Origin of the sequence: Pseudomonas sp. RL_105y_Pfl2_101 (assembly GCF_963970585.1) — a bacterium.
Classification (GTDB): Bacteria; Pseudomonadota; Gammaproteobacteria; order Pseudomonadales; family Pseudomonadaceae; genus Aquipseudomonas.
Genome location: NZ_CAXAPG010000002.1, coordinates 146637 through 162314 on the forward strand (window position 1 = coordinate 146637; position 15678 = coordinate 162314).

14 protein-coding genes are annotated in these 15678 nt (G+C 61.9%); 11 read left to right on the forward strand and 3 right to left on the reverse strand.

The features are described from left to right. Window positions 1-132: 132 nt before the first annotated feature. From AACY31_RS03340 to AACY31_RS03350, 3 genes are all read left to right on the forward strand, one after another. Window positions 133-723 carry a biliverdin-producing heme oxygenase gene (locus AACY31_RS03340; RefSeq protein ID WP_339475991.1) on the forward strand — a complete coding sequence of 197 codons (591 nt, stop codon included), beginning with the start codon at window positions 133-135 and terminating at the stop codon, window positions 721-723. A gap of 72 nt (window positions 724-795) precedes the next feature. After that, on the forward strand, window positions 796-1221 hold the full coding sequence (locus AACY31_RS03345; protein WP_339475994.1) for a YbaN family protein: 426 nt from the start codon (window positions 796-798) through the stop codon (window positions 1219-1221). 34 nt (window positions 1222-1255) lie between these two features. Next, window positions 1256-2602: a CoA transferase gene (locus AACY31_RS03350; protein ID WP_339475996.1), complete on the forward strand. Its 1347-nt coding sequence runs from the start codon at window positions 1256-1258 to the stop codon at window positions 2600-2602. A gap of 99 nt (window positions 2603-2701) precedes the next feature. Here the strand turns inward: AACY31_RS03350 and arcD (AACY31_RS03355) are convergent, their stop codons facing one another. After that, a complete protein-coding gene (gene arcD, locus AACY31_RS03355; RefSeq protein ID WP_339475998.1) occupies window positions 2702-4129 on the reverse strand; it encodes an arginine-ornithine antiporter in 1428 nt (475 codons plus the stop codon). 397 nt (window positions 4130-4526) lie between these two features. On the opposite strand from arcD (AACY31_RS03355), the gene arcD (AACY31_RS03360) reads away from it, so the two are divergent. The 6 genes from arcD (AACY31_RS03360) (at window position 4527) to AACY31_RS03385 (ending at window position 10210) form a co-directional block, all read left to right on the forward strand. Further along, window positions 4527-5954: an arginine-ornithine antiporter gene (arcD, locus tag AACY31_RS03360; RefSeq protein ID WP_339476001.1), complete on the forward strand. Its 1428-nt coding sequence runs from the start codon at window positions 4527-4529 to the stop codon at window positions 5952-5954. A 31-nt stretch (window positions 5955-5985) separates the two neighbouring features. Then, complete coding sequence (gene arcA, locus AACY31_RS03365) at window positions 5986-7242, forward strand: arginine deiminase (RefSeq protein WP_339476004.1); 1257 nt, start codon at window positions 5986-5988, stop codon at window positions 7240-7242. An 84-nt stretch (window positions 7243-7326) separates the two neighbouring features. Next, the gene (locus AACY31_RS03370; RefSeq protein ID WP_339476006.1) at window positions 7327-8337 is read left to right on the forward strand and encodes an ornithine carbamoyltransferase; all 1011 of its coding nucleotides are present in this window, start codon (window positions 7327-7329) and stop codon (window positions 8335-8337) included. 153 nt (window positions 8338-8490) lie between these two features. Continuing rightward, a complete protein-coding gene (arcC, locus tag AACY31_RS03375; protein ID WP_339476008.1) occupies window positions 8491-9420 on the forward strand; it encodes a carbamate kinase in 930 nt (309 codons plus the stop codon). Window positions 9421-9485: 65 nt separating this feature from the next. After that, window positions 9486-9845, forward strand: coding sequence for a DUF5064 family protein (locus AACY31_RS03380; protein ID WP_339476010.1), 360 nt, complete (start codon window positions 9486-9488; stop codon window positions 9843-9845). Window positions 9846-10033: 188 nt separating this feature from the next. Continuing rightward, on the forward strand, window positions 10034-10210 hold the full coding sequence (locus AACY31_RS03385) for a hypothetical protein (protein ID WP_339476012.1): 177 nt from the start codon (window positions 10034-10036) through the stop codon (window positions 10208-10210). 7 nt (window positions 10211-10217) lie between these two features. Here the strand turns inward: AACY31_RS03385 and AACY31_RS03390 are convergent, their stop codons facing one another. Further along, window positions 10218-11111 carry a helix-turn-helix domain-containing protein gene (locus AACY31_RS03390; protein ID WP_339476013.1) on the reverse strand — a complete coding sequence of 298 codons (894 nt, stop codon included), beginning with the start codon at window positions 11109-11111 and terminating at the stop codon, window positions 10218-10220. A gap of 175 nt (window positions 11112-11286) precedes the next feature. Here AACY31_RS03390 and pobA point away from each other — a divergent pair, with 175 nt between their 5' ends. Both pobA and AACY31_RS03400 read left to right on the forward strand, forming a co-directional pair. After that, entirely contained in the window at window positions 11287-12477 is a 1191-nt protein-coding gene (pobA, locus tag AACY31_RS03395; RefSeq protein ID WP_339503844.1) for a 4-hydroxybenzoate 3-monooxygenase, read from the forward strand. Window positions 12478-12525: 48 nt separating this feature from the next. Continuing rightward, the gene (locus AACY31_RS03400; RefSeq protein WP_339476017.1) at window positions 12526-14061 is read left to right on the forward strand and encodes an MDR family MFS transporter; all 1536 of its coding nucleotides are present in this window, start codon (window positions 12526-12528) and stop codon (window positions 14059-14061) included. A 154-nt stretch (window positions 14062-14215) separates the two neighbouring features. Here AACY31_RS03400 and AACY31_RS03405 read toward each other — a convergent pair whose 3' ends face one another. Further along, window positions 14216-15565, reverse strand: a complete 1350-nt coding sequence (locus tag AACY31_RS03405) for a spinster family MFS transporter (RefSeq protein ID WP_339476019.1) — start codon at window positions 15563-15565, stop codon at window positions 14216-14218. Between the last annotated feature and the right edge of the window lie 113 nt (window positions 15566-15678).

Consider the following 15678-nt stretch of genomic DNA (forward strand, 5'->3'; position numbering starts at 1 on the left):
GAGGCTGCGATCTTTCCCAAGACACTTGAGTCTCAAGCGAAAGATCAAAAGATCGCAGCCTTCGACAGCTCCTACACGAAGCGAGCGGCTGCAAGCTCCCTCGCCACAAGTTCTCATTTGAAGGATTTTTTCATGACCACACAACGTCCCGCTTCACGTTCCCAACGCCTGAACCAGATCACCCACGAGCCCCACAGCAAGCTCGACGCGCTGGTCAAGGCCCACGCCCCGTTCGAAACCCCGGCCAGCTTCGCCCGTTTCGTCGTCGCCCAGTACCTGTTCCAGTCAGAACTGGTGGCGCTGTACAACGACGCCGAACTGTCCGCGCTGATTCCCGACCTGCCGGACCGATGCCGGGCGGATGCGGCCGAGGCGGATCTTGTCGACCTGGACACCGAAGTCCCCGCGCCAGTGGCCGGTGCGGTGAAAAACCCGACTCAGGCTGAGGCCTTGGGCTGGCTGTTCGTCTCCGAAGGCTCCAAGCTCGGCGCCGCGTTCTTGATCAAGCGGGCCGTGGGCCTGGGGCTGAGCGAGGCCTTCGGCGCCCGGCACCTGGCAGAACCTGCCGGTGGGCGCGCCGAAGGCTGGAAATCCTTCACACGCACCCTCGACGGCCTGGCCTTTACCGAACAGCAGGAAGCCGAGGCGGACAAAGGCGCGCTGGACGCCTTCAACCGGTTTACGGTGCTGTTGGAACAGGCCTACGCGGCCGAGTTGGCCTGAAAATCACCGCTATTCTCTGTGGGAGCGGGCTTGCCCGCTCCCACAGAGATTGTGCATGACTGAAAAACGCTGATGAACCGCCCCTCAAAACTCACCCAACTGCTCTTCGCCCTGCTCGCCTACACCAGCCTGGCCATCGGCCTGGTCGCCATCGTCGTGCCCGGCTTGCCGACCACCGAGTTCATCCTGTTGGCCGCCTGGGCCGCGACCCGCAGTTCGCCGCGCCTGAGCGCCTGGCTGGAGAACCATCGTCTGTTCGGGCCGATGCTGCACAACTGGCGCAACGGCAAGGTCATCGCGCGCCGGGCCAAGGTCGGTGCCACCACCAGCATGCTGCTCTGTGCAGGATTGATGCTGGTGCTGATCGACCACGGCTGGCCGGTTTACCTCGCGCTCGCCGGCATGGGCCTGGGCAACCTGTGGATCTGGTCACGCCCGGAACGGGTGCCGGGCCCTTGCTCCCACTCGGACGCGCAGCGGCCCCCAACGGTTTTTTGATCTATGCTCGCCCTCTCATACTGGAGGGCTTTCGATGTCAGATCTGCTCACGTCCATGCAAGCTGCGCTCGGCCTGCCCACAACCCCAATCACCTTCACTGGCGCTGGCGCCCTGCCCTCGGCCTTCGCCGTCACGGGGCTGGCCAGCGCCAGCATTGCCGTGGCCGGCCAGGCAACCACCGAACTCATCCAGCAACAAACCGGTCGCCTGCCGCCTGTCGAGGTCGACCGGCGCCTGGCGTCGTTCTGGTTCTCCACCTCCCTGCGCCCTATCGGCTGGAGCGTGCCACCGATGTGGGACCCGGTGGCCGGCGACTACGCCAGTGCCGACGGCTGGATTCGCCTGCACACCAACGCGCCGCATCATCGCCTGGCTGTGGAAAAAGTCCTCGGCACCTGCACCGACCGCGCCGACATGGGGGCCAGCGTGGCCCGATGGAACAAGGCCGAGTTGGAGCAAGCCGTGGTCGATGCAGGCGGTTGCGCCGCCCAGATGCGTTCGTGGCAGGCCTGGCAAACCCACCCCCAAGGCCTGGCCGTCAATGCCGAGCCGCTGGTGCACCTGAGTGAAACGCCTGAAGAGCAGCGCAAACCCTGGCTCGGCTCCGTGACCCAGCCACTGGCGGGCCTCAAGGTGCTGGACCTGACTCGCGTGCTGGCCGGCCCCGTCGCCAGCCGCTTCCTCGCAGGCCTGGGGGCCGACGTGCTGCGCATCGATCCGCCGACCTGGAACGAACCCGGCGTGGTGCCGGAAGTCACCCTGGGCAAACGCTGCGCCCGCCTCGACTTGCATCGGGCCGATGATCGCGCGGCATTCGAAGCATTGCTCAAGGACACCGATATTTTTCTGCATGGCTACCGTGCCGACGCCCTGGAGCGCCTGGGCTACGGCGCCGAACAGCGCCGGCAACTGGCCCCGGGCCTGATCGACGTCAGCCTCAATGCCTACGGCTGGAGCGGCCCGTGGCAGAACCGCCGTGGCTTCGACAGCCTGGTGCAAATGAGCAGCGGCATCGCCGAAGCGGGCATGGGCTGGAAACACACCGACAAACCGACACCGCTGCCGGTGCAAGCGCTGGATCACGGTACTGGCTATCTGCTTGCGGCCAGCGCTCTGGTGTTGTTGTCCCAGCGCCTGGCAAGCGGTCACGGTGGCTCGGCACGCTTGTCACTGGCGCGCACGGCGAAACTGTTGATCGAACGTGGCGCCGGGGACTCGACCCCATTGCGAGCCGAGACAGAGGATGATCAAGGCCTAGTGGTCGAACAAACGCCGTGGGGGCCAGCCCACCGCTTGCAGGTACCCTTGAAAATCACCGGAACGCCGCTGCAATGGGCCTTGCCGGCAGCGGAACTGGGGGCGCATCGGGCACGGTGGTGATGGCCGTTCATTGTGGCGAGGGGGATTTAGGTGGGAACATCGCGGGCAAGCCTTGCCCCCACAGAACCTCTTCAACGCCCCAAAAAGGTGACCTTCGCCTCACAGCGCCAAAAAGCCACTGTACAACCCATACGCCGCCACGCCCGCCCCGGACATCACACAAGCAAAGACGCCTTTCTCCACATGAGTGAACAAGGGCTGTCCCTGTTCTCGCTTGGCCTGGGCAAACAGGATCACCCCTGGCGCGTACAGCAACGCCGACAGCAGCAGGTATTTCACGCCACCGGCATACAGCAGCCACACCGCGTAGCACAGCGCGACGCCACCGATGCACAGGTCTTTCATGCGCCGGGCCGAGCCCTGTTCGTAGGTTTCCCCCCGGGCGCAAAGCAGCACCGCATAGGCCGCCGACCACAGATACGGCACCAGGATCATCGACGAGGCGAGGTAGATCAGGCTGGTGTAGGTGCCTGCGGAAAACAGAGTGATCAGCAGGAACAGCTGGATCATGCCATTGGTCAACCACAGCGCATTGACCGGCGCATGATTGGCATTCTCCTTGGTCAGGAACGCGGGCATGGTCTTGTCCCGGGCGGTGGCGTAGAGGATTTCAGCACACAGCAGCGCCCAGGACAGCAAGGCTCCCAACAATGAAACCGCCAACCCCACGCTGATCAGCAACGCGCCCCAGGGCCCGACAATGTGCTCCAGCACGCCGGCCAAGGATGGGTTCTGCAACTGTGCCAGTTCCGGCTGGCTCATGACCCCCAGGGACAACACATTTACCAGCACCAGCAGCGCCAATACGCCGAGGAACCCGATCACCGTCGCACGCCCTACGTCCGCACGTCTTTCTGCCCGCGCCGAATAGACGCTGGCGCCTTCGATGCCGATGAACACGAACACCGTGACCAGCATCATGTGCCGCACCTGGTCCATCACACTGCCCAGGTCCGGGCTCATCGCGCCCCAGATATCGCGGGTGAAAATCTCGGCCTTGAAGGCCACAGCGGCCATGACGACGAACATCAGCAGTGGCACGACCTTGGCCACGGTGGTCACCAGGTTGATGAAGGCCGCCTCCTTGATCCCGCGCAACACCAGAAAATGCACCGCCCACAGCAACAACGAAGCACACCCGATGGCCACCGGCGTGTTGCCTTGGCCGAATACCGGGAAGAAGTAGCCCAAAGTGCTGAACAGCAGCACAAAGTAGCCGACATTGCCCATCCAGGCGCTGATCCAGTAGCCCCAGGCAGACGAGAAACCCATGTAGTCGCCGAACCCGGCCTTGGCATAGGCGTACACGCCCGAGTCCAGCTCCGGCTTGCGATTGGCCAGGGTCTGGAACACCAAGGCCAGGGTCAGCATGCCGATGGCGGTGATGGCCCAGCCGATCAGCACCGCACCGACATCGGCCCGAGCCGCCATATTTTGCGGCAGGGAAAAGATCCCGCCGCCGATCATCGACCCCACCACCAGTGCGACCAGTGCACTCAGTGGCAACTTTTCAATCGACTGCGGCATTTTTTCTCACTATTAAATTAAGTAAATAAAGCGACATAAGTTTTTTGAATAACGTCACCCACACAAAGTCCAAAGCCTTATGACTCGAGCATTGTCGGCGCGCCCAATTAAAAACACCATGACACCCAAATATTGTTGTCATGAACGCAGTCTACAAAATAGTGGCGACTCAATGGGAATCAACTAGCGTGAATAGTCCTGCGCCAAGGAAAACCTTCAAATATCCATTACCAAAGGCCCTGAAACGGGCCTTTCGAGCAACTTCAAGACGCCAACGGTCGCTGTTAACTCCTTCATTAACAATGGAATGTTGCCATGCACTGATCCAGATCAGCTATTCAACTTTCAAATCAACCTAGTCTGTTGACTCTCCTTCTCCTGCACTGGAGTCTCGCAAATGTCTGATACCCCCGGAAAACTTCGATTGGGTGCGCTGGTTGCACTGGTGGTCGGCTCAATGATCGGCGGGGGAATCTTTTCCTTGCCACAAAACATGGCGGCCAGCGCCGATGTCGGCGCGGTACTGATCGGCTGGGCGATTACCGCCGTCGGCATGCTGACCCTGGCCTTCGTGTTCCAGACCCTGGCCAACCGCAAACCCAATCTGGACGGCGGTGTGTATGCCTACGCCAAGGCCGGCTTCGGCGACTACATGGGCTTCTCATCCGCCTGGGGCTACTGGATCAGCGCCTGGCTGGGTAACGTCGGTTACTTTGTGCTGCTGTTCAGCACCTTGGGCTACTTCTTCCCGATTTTTGGTGAAGGCAACACCGTAGCAGCGGTGATTGGCGCCTCGGTGTTGTTGTGGGCGGTGCATTGGCTGGTGCTGCGCGGCATCAGGGAAGCGGCATTCATCAACCTGGTGACCACCGTCGCCAAGATCGTGCCGCTGGTGCTGTTCGTATTGATCGCGGTGTTCGCCTTCAAACTCGATATCTTCACCGCCGACATCTGGGGCCTGAAAAATCCGGACCTGGGCAGTGTGATGGACCAAGTGCGGCGCATGATGCTGGTCACCGTGTGGGTGTTCATCGGCATTGAGGGGGCGAGTATTTTTTCCGCCCGCGCCGAGAAACGCACCGACGTGGGCAAGGCCACCGTCATCGGCTTCATCACCGTGCTGCTGTTCCTGGTGCTGGTGAACGTGCTGTCCCTGGGCATCATGACCCAGCCTGAACTGGCGAAGTTGCAGAACCCGTCCATGGCCGCCGTGCTGGAGCATGTCGTGGGGCACTGGGGCGCGGTGCTGATCAGCGTCGGCCTGGTGATTTCGCTGCTCGGCGCCCTGTTGTCCTGGGTGCTGCTGTGTGCCGAAATCATGTTCGCCGCCGCCAAAGACCACACCATGCCCGAGTTCCTGCGCCGGGAGAACGCCAACCACGTACCGGCCAACGCCTTGTGGCTGACCAACGCGATGGTCCAGCTGTTTTTGGTCATTACTCTGTTCTCGGCCAGCACCTACCTGTCGCTGATCTACCTCGCCACCTCGATGATCCTGGTGCCGTACCTGTGGTCGGCGGCCTACGCAGTGCTGTTGGCGGTGCGCGGCGAGACCTATGAGAACGCCCTGGCCGAGCGTCGCAAAGACCTGGCCATCGGTGCCATCGCCCTGATCTATGCGGTGTGGCTGCTGTATGCCGGCGGGATCAAGTACCTGCTGCTCTCCGCCCTGCTCTATGCGCCCGGCGCGATCCTGTTCGCCAAGGCCAAGCGCGAGCTGGGCAAACCGATTTTCACCTCTGTCGAGAAGCTGATTTTCGCCGCAGTGATCGCAGGCGCCCTGGTGGCGGCCTACGGGCTCTACGACGGCTTCCTGACCCTGTAACTGGCCGATTGTTCTAACTGGAGGATTTGTAATGACCACGGAAAAAATGAAGTACGGCGTGCATTCCGAAGCCGGAAAATTACGTAAAGTCATGGTGTGTTCCCCAGGCCTGGCCCACCAGCGGCTGACCCCGAACAACTGCGACGAGCTGCTGTTCGACGATGTGATCTGGGTCAACCAGGCCAAGCGCGACCATTTCGATTTCGTCACCAAGATGCGCGAGCGCGACATCGACGTGCTGGAAATGCACAACCTGCTGACCGACATCGTCGCCATCCCCGAAGCCTTGGACTGGATCCTGCAGCGCAAGATCACTGCCAACTCAGTGGGCCTGGGCCTGGTGAATGAAGTCGGTTCGTGGCTGCGCAGCCTGGAGCCGCGCCATATCGCCGAATTCCTGATCGGCGGCGTCTCGGCCGATGACCTGCCGGACAGCTTCGGTGGCAAGACCATCCAGATGTTCCGCGACTTCCTCGGACACTCCAGTTTCATCCTGCCGCCGCTGCCCAACACCCAGTTCACCCGCGACACCACGTGCTGGATCTACGGCGGCGTGACGCTGAACCCGATGTATTGGCCGGCGCGCCGCCAGGAAACCCTGCTGGCCAACGCCATCTACAAATTCCACCCCGAGTTCACCCAGGCTGACTTCCAGGTCTGGTACGGCGACCCGGACCAGGATCACGGCAACGCCACCCTCGAAGGCGGCGACGTGATGCCCATTGGCAACGGCGTGGTGCTGATCGGCATGGGCGAGCGCTCGTCCCGCCAGGCCATCGGCCAACTGGCACTGAACCTGTTCAAGAACAAAGCTGTGGAACGCGTGATCGTCGCCGGCTTGCCGAAATCCCGCGCCGCCATGCACCTGGACACCGTGTTCAGCTTCTGCGACCGCGACCTGGTCACGGTTTTCCCGGAAGTGGTGAGCCAGATCGTCGCCTTCTCCCTGCGCCCCGACGAAAGCAAGCCCGGCGGCATCGATGTGCGTCGCGAGGACAGCAGCTTCCTCGACACTGTGGCCGCGGCCCTCAAGTTGCCAACACTGCGGGTGGTGGAAACCGGCGGCAACAGCTTCGCCGCCGAGCGCGAGCAATGGGACGACGGCAACAACGTGGTGGCCCTGGAACCGGGCGTGGTGATCGGCTACGACCGCAATACCTACACCAACACCCTGCTGCGCAAGGCCGGTGTGGAAGTCATCACCATCAGCGCCAGTGAACTGGGCCGAGGCCGGGGCGGTGGTCACTGCATGACCTGCCCGATCATCCGCGACCCGATCGATTACTAACCTTTGAGCCTGGGCCGGCACTGCTCTCCATCCCACGGCAGAGACCGGCCCCGGGGATAACCTACACCTGAGGAGATCCACATCATGGCGTTCAACATGCGCAACCGCAGCCTGCTGAGTCTGATGCACCACACCAACCGCGAGCTGCACTTTTTGCTGGACCTGTCCCGCGACCTCAAGCGTGCCAAGTACACCGGCACCGAACAGCAGCACCTCAAGGGCAAGAACATCGCGCTGATCTTCGAAAAAACCTCGACCCGCACCCGTTGCGCCTTCGAAGTCGCGGCCCATGATCAGGGCGCCCACGTCACCTACATCGACCCGGTGTCGTCGCAGATCGGTCACAAGGAAAGCATGAAAGACACCGCCCGAGTCCTGGGGCGGATGTTCGACGCGATCGAATACCGAGGCTTCGAGCAAGAGATCGTCGAGGAACTGGCCAAGTTCGCCGGGGTGCCGGTGTTCAACGGCCTGACCGCTGAATTCCACCCCACCCAAATGATCGCCGACACCCTGACCATGCGCGAACACAGCGACAAGCCGCTGCATGACATCAGCTACGCCTACCTGGGCGATGCCCGCTACAACATGGGCAATTCGCTGCTGATGATCGGCGCCAAACTGGGCATGGACGTGCGCATCGGCGCGCCGAAAGCCTTGTGGCCGCATCAGGATTTCATCGACCAGTGCCAGGCCTTCGCCGTCGAAAGTGGCGCGCGCATCACCATCACCGAAGACCCGAAAGAAGCCGTCAAGGGCGTGGACTTCATCCACACCGACATCTGGGTGTCCATGGGCGAGCCAGTGGAAGCCTGGGATGAGCGCATCGAGCAATTGCTGCCCTACCAGGTCAATGCGCAAATGATGAACGCCTCGGGCAACCCACGGGTGAAGTTCATGCACTGCCTGCCGGCGTTCCATAACAGCGAAACCAAGGTCGGCAAGGACATCGCCGCCCGTTATCCGAACCTGGCCAATGGCGTGGAAGTGACCGAAGAGGTCTTCGAATCGCCGGCCAACATCGCCTTCGAGCAAGCGGAGAACCGCATGCACACCATCAAGGCGATCCTGGTGTCGGCGCTGGCGGATATCTGAGCAACCGACACATTCCCCTGTGGAAGCGAGCCTGCTCGCGATAGCGATAGACCAGCCAACATCAATGCAAGCTGACACTCCGCCATCGCGAGCAGGCTCGCTCCCACAAGGAGACCGAGTCGTCCGTTATTTCTCTGTCAGAAGGACAGCACCATGCGTATCGTCGTTGCCCTGGGCGGTAACGCCCTCCTGCGTCGGGGTGAACCCATGACCGCAGACAATCAACGCATCAACATCCGCACCGCGACCGAACAGATCGCGAAAATCCACTCAGGCAACCAACTGATCATCGCCCACGGCAACGGCCCGCAGGTCGGCCTGCTGTCGTTGCAGGCGGCGGCCTACACCTCGGTCACGCCGTATCCGCTGGACGTGCTCGGCGCCGAAACCGAAGGCATGATTGGCTACATCATCGAGCAGGAACTGGGCAATCTGCTGGACGTCGACGTCCCCTTCGCCACGCTCCTGACCCAGGTTGAAGTAGACGCCAACGACCCCGCCTTTCAAAAACCCACCAAGCCCATCGGCCCTGTCTACAGCCAGGAAGAGGCGCAGAAACTGGCCGACGAAAGAGGCTGGGCCATCGCCCCCGACGGCGACAAGTTCCGCCGCGTGGTCGCAAGCCCCAGGCCCAAGCGCATCTTTGAAATCCGCCCGATCAAATGGCTGCTGGAAAAAGGTAGCATCGTGATCTGTGCCGGCGGTGGCGGCATCCCGACGATGTATGACGCCCACGGCAAGCTGCAAGGCGTGGAAGCGGTGATCGACAAGGACCTGTGCTCGGCGCTGCTGGCCGAACAGTTGGAAAGTGATCTGCTGGTGATCGCTACCGACGTCAACGCCGCCTTCATCGACTTCGGCAAGCCGACCCAGAAAGCCATCGCCCAGGCCCACCCCGACGAAATGGAAAAGCTCGGCTTCGCCGCCGGCTCCATGGGGCCGAAGGTACAGGCGGCCTGCGAGTTCGCGCGCAATACTGGCAAGGTCGCGGTGATCGGTTCACTCTCGGACATCAACGCGATTGTCCAGGGCAAAGCCGGCACCCGCATCAGCACGGCGACACCGGGCATCGCTTATCGATAACAGGAAACTTGCGGGGCGGATCCAGGGTCTGCCCTACTCCCCATGCCTACAAAGGAGAGTTGCTTATGGCCATGTTCGAACCCGGGCACCTGCACATGGAACGCCATGCGCTGAACAAGGATGATTTCAGCTACAACCTGTGCATCGACTACAAGGTCGACCAGGACGGTAAGGAAGGCGCGGGCATGTCGTTCCGGATCCACGGCACCGTCGAGGACAAGCCCCTGGACGAGATGTTCTTCCTGGCCAAGGACCAAGCTTTCGACTTCGCCCGCCATGCCACGCGCATCGCCCAGAAACACGGCTTGCCCAAGACCGCCAGCATTGGCTCGATGCACAAGTACTACGACGAAATGTTCGAAGACGTGCGTAAGCAACTGGACGTCAAGCCAGGCGACCCGATGAAGCCAGAACACCTGGAATAAGCGCCCGAAAGCCCCTATCCCCTGTTTGAGGGAGCAGACCTGTGGGAGCAAAGCCTTGCTCCCACCCACAGGGGGTTATCAGTGTTCTGAATATCGGGTTAAACACACTCACTGCCTGGCTGGCAACTCACCATAGCTGACCTATTCTGAAAGTAGTACCCCCGGGTATTCGTTCAGAGGTCACCGCCATGAACATCAAAACAAGAAGACGCCTCGCCATTTTCGTCACCTGCGCCGCCACGCTTGCGCTGTATGGCACGGCGGCTTACCGGGTTGAGCAGGCCAGGCAATTGCCCCGTGAATACGCCAGTTGCAACTTCGAGCGGTGCGTCCCCCACAGCGCAACCCTGAACGCCCTGCGCTGAGGCGTGGTCAGTCGTCCTGTTGATCGGTCTTGAGCCGGTCCCGGAACGCCTTGGGCGAGATGCCCACGCGCCGGCGGAACAGCCGGGTGAAGTTGGTCGGGTCGGAAAACCCGAGTAGTTCTGAAATTTCGTAGATGGTCATGCCGGTGTAGGTCAGCAAGCGCTTGGCCTCCAGCAACTGGCGCTCATGCATGATCTGCAACGCCGGTTGCCCCGCCAGCTCCCGACAGGTGCCGTTGAGGTGCGACACGGAAATGCCCAGGCGGTGGGCCAGGTCCTCGACCTTGACGTGCTCGCGATAGGTTTCTTCCACCAACTGAATGAACCCGTTGAGGTATTCCCGGGCCCGTTGCGGGCGCTGGGCCTGGGAGTGTCGCTGCATCACCTGGCGGCTGACCCAGACCATGATCACGCTGACCAGTGCATGCATCAGCATTTCCCGGGCCGGTTGATGCCCCCCGTACTCATTCTGCAAGGCGCTGAACAGGCTATTGAGGTACTCGGCATTCTCAAGGGTGGGGTAACTTTCGGCCTGAGCCAGGACGTTGACCGAATGCCCCAGTTGCGCTTGCAGATGCGTGACCAGCGGCGCCGCCAGGGTCACCACGTAACCTTCCACATCCTCGGAAAAACGAAAGCCATGGACCGACAGCGGCGGCAGGATCTGCACGGCCGGCTCGGTGAGTAGCGTGCGGCGGCCCTCAATCTCCAGTTCCGCCTGGCCCTTGAAAACAAACAACAACTGGCACAGATCGGCATGCCGATGGGGTTTGATTTCCCATTGATGCTCGCGGCTGCGCTTGGAGATGGTCTCGCAGTGCAACAGGTCCGGCGTCGGCCATTCCTGGCTCTCGCCGTAGAGCTTGAACACCGGGATCGAAGGCAGGTCAGGTTTTTTCATAACGTGGATCTGGGCCTGGGGTTGCGGGCGATAATCGCACCAATTGGCAAAAAGAACAGGTATCGGCTCAGTTTTCCCCTTCAATTGACAGGTCCGCAAGCGAAAAATGTAGGCACTCGATTTCTAATAATCAACACCGACCCTGGTCGCGTGCTTCGTGCGAGTCATAAGAACAATGAAAACCCTCAAGACCCAAGTCGCTATTATCGGTGCCGGCCCCTCTGGCCTGCTGCTCGGCCAGTTGCTGCACAACGCCGGGATCGACACTGTCATCCTCGAACGCCAGACCCCGGAATACGTACTGAGCCGCATCCGCGCCGGTGTGCTGGAGCAAGGCATGGTCGAACTGCTGCGCCAGGCCGGTGTTGGCCAACGCATGGACGCCGAAGGCCTGCCCCATGACGGCTTTGAACTGGTGCTCAACGATCGGCGGGTGCACATCGACCTCAAGGGCCTGACCGGTGGTAAAAATGTCATGGTCTACGGCCAGACCGAAGTGACCCGTGACTTGATGGCTGCCCGCGAAACCACCGGCGCCCGGACCCTGTACCTGGCCAGCAATACCCAACCCCACGACACGCAAACCGAACACCCCTTCGTGACGTTTGAGCACCTGGGGGAAACCTGGCGCCTGGACTGCGACTACATTGCCGGTTGCGACGGTTTCCACGGCGTGGCGCGACAGTCCATTCCAGCGGATAAACTCAAGGTCTTCGAACGCGTCTACCCGTTTGGCTGGCTCGGCGTGCTGGCCGACACCCCTCCGGTCCACGAAGAACTGGTCTACGCGCGTCACGCACGCGGTTTTGCCTTATGCAGCATGCGCTCCAAGACCCGCACCCGTTATTACCTGCAAGTGCCCGCCGAGGAACAAGTGGCCGACTGGCCGGACGAGCGTTTCTGGGAGGAACTGAAAAACCGCCTGCCCGCCGACCTCGCCGACGCCCTGGTGACCGGCCCCTCCATCGAAAAAAGCATCGCCCCGCTGCGCAGCTTCGTGGTTGAGCCGATGCAATACGGGCGAATGTTCCTGGTGGGCGATGCGGCCCACATCGTCCCACCCACCGGCGCCAAGGGGCTGAACCTGGCGGCCAGCGATGTCAGCACGCTGTTCAACATTCTGCTCAAGGTCTATCGCGACGGCCGTGAGGATCTGCTGGAGAAGTATTCAGCCATCTGCCTGCGACGCGTCTGGAAAGCCGAACGGTTCTCCTGGTGGATGACCTCGATGCTGCACCGCTTCGACGACGATGCCTTCAACCAGCGCATCAGCGAAGCTGAGCTGGAATATTTCGTCGACTCCGAGGCCGGTCGCAAAACCATCGCGGAAAATTACGTCGGACTTCCTTACGAGGCTATCGAATAGTCGCCTATCGACTTAAACTGCGGGCTCCCATTTTGCCTCTCCGGCGCGATGCCCGCAGGTTCTGCCTTGACTCAGTTCAATACGCTCCACGCCCAAAAACCGGCCATCCGCAGCGTACTGGTGGCCCTGATGCTGGCGATTTTCCTGGGTGCGCTGGACCAGACCATCGTCGCCGTCTCGATGCCGGCCATCTCCGCACAGTTTGCCGACGTCAGCCTGCTGGCCTGGGTGATTTCCGGCTACATGGTCGCCATGACCGTGGCGGTGCCGATCTACGGCAAGCTCGGTGACCTCTACGGTCGCCGGCCGCTGATGCTGTTCGGCATGGGCCTGTTCACCCTGGCCTCGCTGTTCTGCGGGCTGGCACAAAACATGGAACAACTGGTGCTGGCGCGGATTGTCCAGGGCATCGGTGCCGGCGGGATGATTTCGGTGAGTCAGGCGATCATCGGCGACATCATCCCGCCCCGCGAACGTGGCCGCTACCAGGGCTATTTCAGCAGCATGTACGCGGTGGCCAGTGTGGCCGGGCCGGTGCTCGGCGGCTACATGACCGAGTACCTGTCGTGGCGCTGGGTGTTCTGGATCAACCTGCCGCTGGGGCTTGCGGCCTGGTGGGTGGCCCGGCGCAGCCTGGTTGGGCTGCCGGTGCCGCAACGCACGCCGATCATCGACTACCTGGGCACCGTGTTGCTGATCATCGGCCTGACGGCGCTGCTGCTGGGGATCACCCAGGTCGGCCAGGGCCATGCCTGGCACAGCCGTGAAGTGCTGGGGTTGCTGGGGTGCGCAGGAGCAGCGCTGGGGGTGTTCGCCTGGCACGAGCGCCGGGCGCGGGAACCGTTGTTGCCGATGCACCTGTTCGCCAACCGCGATGCGGTGCTGTGTTGGTGCACGGTGTTCTTCACCAGCTTCCAGGCGATTTCCCTGACGGTGCTGGTGCCGTTGCGCTTCCAGAGCGTGACCGGCGCCGGCGCCGACAGTGCGGCGTTGCACTTGTTGCCGCTGGCGATAGGGCTACCGATCGGCGCGTATTTCGCCGGACGCCGGACTTCGGTCACAGGGCGCTACAAACCGATGATCCTGAGCGGCGCCCTGCTCTTTCCGTTCGCCATCCTCGGCATGGCCTTCACCCCGCCTGCCGCGTTCTGGCTCAGCAGCTTGTTCATGCTGCTCAGCGGCATCGCCTCCGGCATGCAGTTCCCCACGTCGCTGGTGGGCTCGCAGAACGCCGTACACCAACAGGACATCGGCGTCGCCACCAGCACCACCAACCTGTTCCGCGCCCTCGGCGGCGCGGTGGGCGTGGCACTGATGTCAGCGTTGCTGCTGGCCTTGCTGCAGGATTCAAGCTTCGCCCAGCTCGCCAACTCGTCGCTGATCGGTGAAGGACATTCCGGCAGCGTCTTGCTGGACGGTCTGAACGCCGCCCCGGGTGAGGCGCAGGATGCCTTGCGCGAGGAATTGCAGGCGACGTTCCGGCACTTGCTGGCGATCAGCGCGGCCGTGTCGCTGCTGGGGCTGGCGGCGGCGCTGGTGATGCCCAATCGCTTGCTGCGTGGGCGGGATGAGAAAGCTGGATAGACACGGGCGCCTGTAGGAACTGTTGAGCGAAGCGAGGCTGCGATCTTGCCCCAGACTGTTGAGTCTTAAGCGAAAGATCAAGATCAAAAGATCGCAGGCTTCGCCAGCGCCTACAGAGCCCGGCGGGAGCAAGCAGCCTCTTCACTCAACCTATTCAGGCCGTTGCCACGGCACCTTCGGGCACCACCACCGCGCTCATTCCGTCCTTCATCCGCTTGGCATCGCGCACGAAGCAGCGTGACGCCAGGAACAGGAACACCATGGTCAGGAACAGTGCTATCGGAATCAGGTACATGGCGTCATGCAGACCAATGGCCTTGAACGCTTCGGTCATCTGCTCGACCCCGGCCGCCGCCATGGCCGTGCGGGCGAAGTAGTCGGACAAACCACCCACCACCACCGGCCCCAGGCCGCCACCGAGCAGGTACAGGCCGGCGAAGAACAGCGCCATCGCTGTGGCCCGCAGGCGCGGCTCGACCACGTCCTGGATCGCCGTGTACACGCAGGTATAAAAGGTATAGGCGAACAACCAGCCGACACTGAACACCGCGACGAACACGCCGATTTCAATCCGCCCGGCATGCAATGCCCAGGCGGTGGTGAGCGTCGAGATCACCAGGCTGAACGCGGCAAACAGCAAGCGACCACTGGGCACGCGCTGGTGAATCTTGTCGGCGATCCAGCCGCCGAGGGTCAAGCCGAACAACCCGGTCACGCCCACCATGATCCCGGTGGCCACCGCCGCCTCGTGCAACGGCATCAGGAAATAGCGTTGCAGCATCGGCACCAGGAAGGAGTTGCAGGCATAGGTGGCAAAGTTGAAGCACAACCCGGCCAGCACCAGCCACAAGAAAGTGGGAATCGCCAATACCCGACGGATCGGCCGGTCGATCTTTTCCTGGGACACCAGCACGGTTTCCGCCGCACCGCGCTTGGGTTCCTTGATGAAGAACATGAACAATGCCAGCACCAAGCCAGGCACCGCGGCAATAAAGAACGGCGCGCGCCAGCTATCGAAGGCCTTGACCATCGCCCCGATGGTGAAGAACGCCAACAACAACCCAATCGGCAGGCCCAGCATGAAGATGCCCATGGCCCGCGCCCGGCGATGGGCCGGGAACAGATCGCCAATCAATGAGTTGGCAGCCGGCGCGTAGCTGGCCTCGCCGATCCCGACGCCCATGCGCACCACCAGGAACGCCCAGAAACTGCCCACCAGGCCATTGACCGCCGTCAGCGCGCTCCAGGTCGCCAGGCCCCAGCCCATCAACTTGCTGCGCGAACCGGTATCGGCCATGCGTCCCAAGGGCAACCCGGCAATGGCGTAGACGATGGTGAAAGCTGTGCCGATGATGCCGATCTGGAAGTCGCTGAGGCTCCACTCCATGCGGATCGGCTCGATGATGATCGCCGGGATGGTGCGGTCGAAGAAGTTGAACAGGTTGGCCAGAAACAACAGGAACAGAATGCGCCAGGCATTCGCCGCTTGGGTCGAGTTCTGCATGGGTCCGTCTCTTTTATTGTTATGGAGCATTAGCGGAATCTGCAATCTAGACAGCGGCGCGCGGGCTGTCTCCAATCATTCGCAAGGCTGATACCCGCCCATGGCGAGCGGCG

Excerpts from the sequence above, each read along its gene's own strand:
- AACY31_RS03340 (WP_339475991.1), top strand. The coding sequence starts at position 133 with ATGACCACACAACGTCCCGCTTCACGTTCCCAACGCCTGAACCAGATC.
- AACY31_RS03345 (WP_339475994.1), top strand. The coding sequence starts at position 796 with ATGAACCGCCCCTCAAAACTCACCCAACTGCTCTTCGCCCTGCTCGCC.
- AACY31_RS03350 (WP_339475996.1), top strand. The coding sequence starts at position 1,256 with ATGTCAGATCTGCTCACGTCCATGCAAGCTGCGCTCGGCCTGCCCACA.
- arcD (WP_339475998.1), bottom strand. The coding sequence starts at position 4,129 with ATGCCGCAGTCGATTGAAAAGTTGCCACTGAGTGCACTGGTCGCACTG.
- arcD (WP_339476001.1), top strand. The coding sequence starts at position 4,527 with ATGTCTGATACCCCCGGAAAACTTCGATTGGGTGCGCTGGTTGCACTG.
- arcA (WP_339476004.1), top strand. The coding sequence starts at position 5,986 with ATGACCACGGAAAAAATGAAGTACGGCGTGCATTCCGAAGCCGGAAAA.
- AACY31_RS03370 (WP_339476006.1), top strand. The coding sequence starts at position 7,327 with ATGGCGTTCAACATGCGCAACCGCAGCCTGCTGAGTCTGATGCACCAC.
- arcC (WP_339476008.1), top strand. The coding sequence starts at position 8,491 with ATGCGTATCGTCGTTGCCCTGGGCGGTAACGCCCTCCTGCGTCGGGGT.
- AACY31_RS03380 (WP_339476010.1), top strand. The coding sequence starts at position 9,486 with ATGGCCATGTTCGAACCCGGGCACCTGCACATGGAACGCCATGCGCTG.
- AACY31_RS03385 (WP_339476012.1), top strand. The coding sequence starts at position 10,034 with ATGAACATCAAAACAAGAAGACGCCTCGCCATTTTCGTCACCTGCGCC.
- AACY31_RS03390 (WP_339476013.1), bottom strand. The coding sequence starts at position 11,111 with ATGAAAAAACCTGACCTGCCTTCGATCCCGGTGTTCAAGCTCTACGGC.
- pobA (WP_339503844.1), top strand. The coding sequence starts at position 11,287 with ATGAAAACCCTCAAGACCCAAGTCGCTATTATCGGTGCCGGCCCCTCT.
- AACY31_RS03400 (WP_339476017.1), top strand. The coding sequence starts at position 12,526 with ATGCCCGCAGGTTCTGCCTTGACTCAGTTCAATACGCTCCACGCCCAA.
- AACY31_RS03405 (WP_339476019.1), bottom strand. The coding sequence starts at position 15,565 with ATGCAGAACTCGACCCAAGCGGCGAATGCCTGGCGCATTCTGTTCCTG.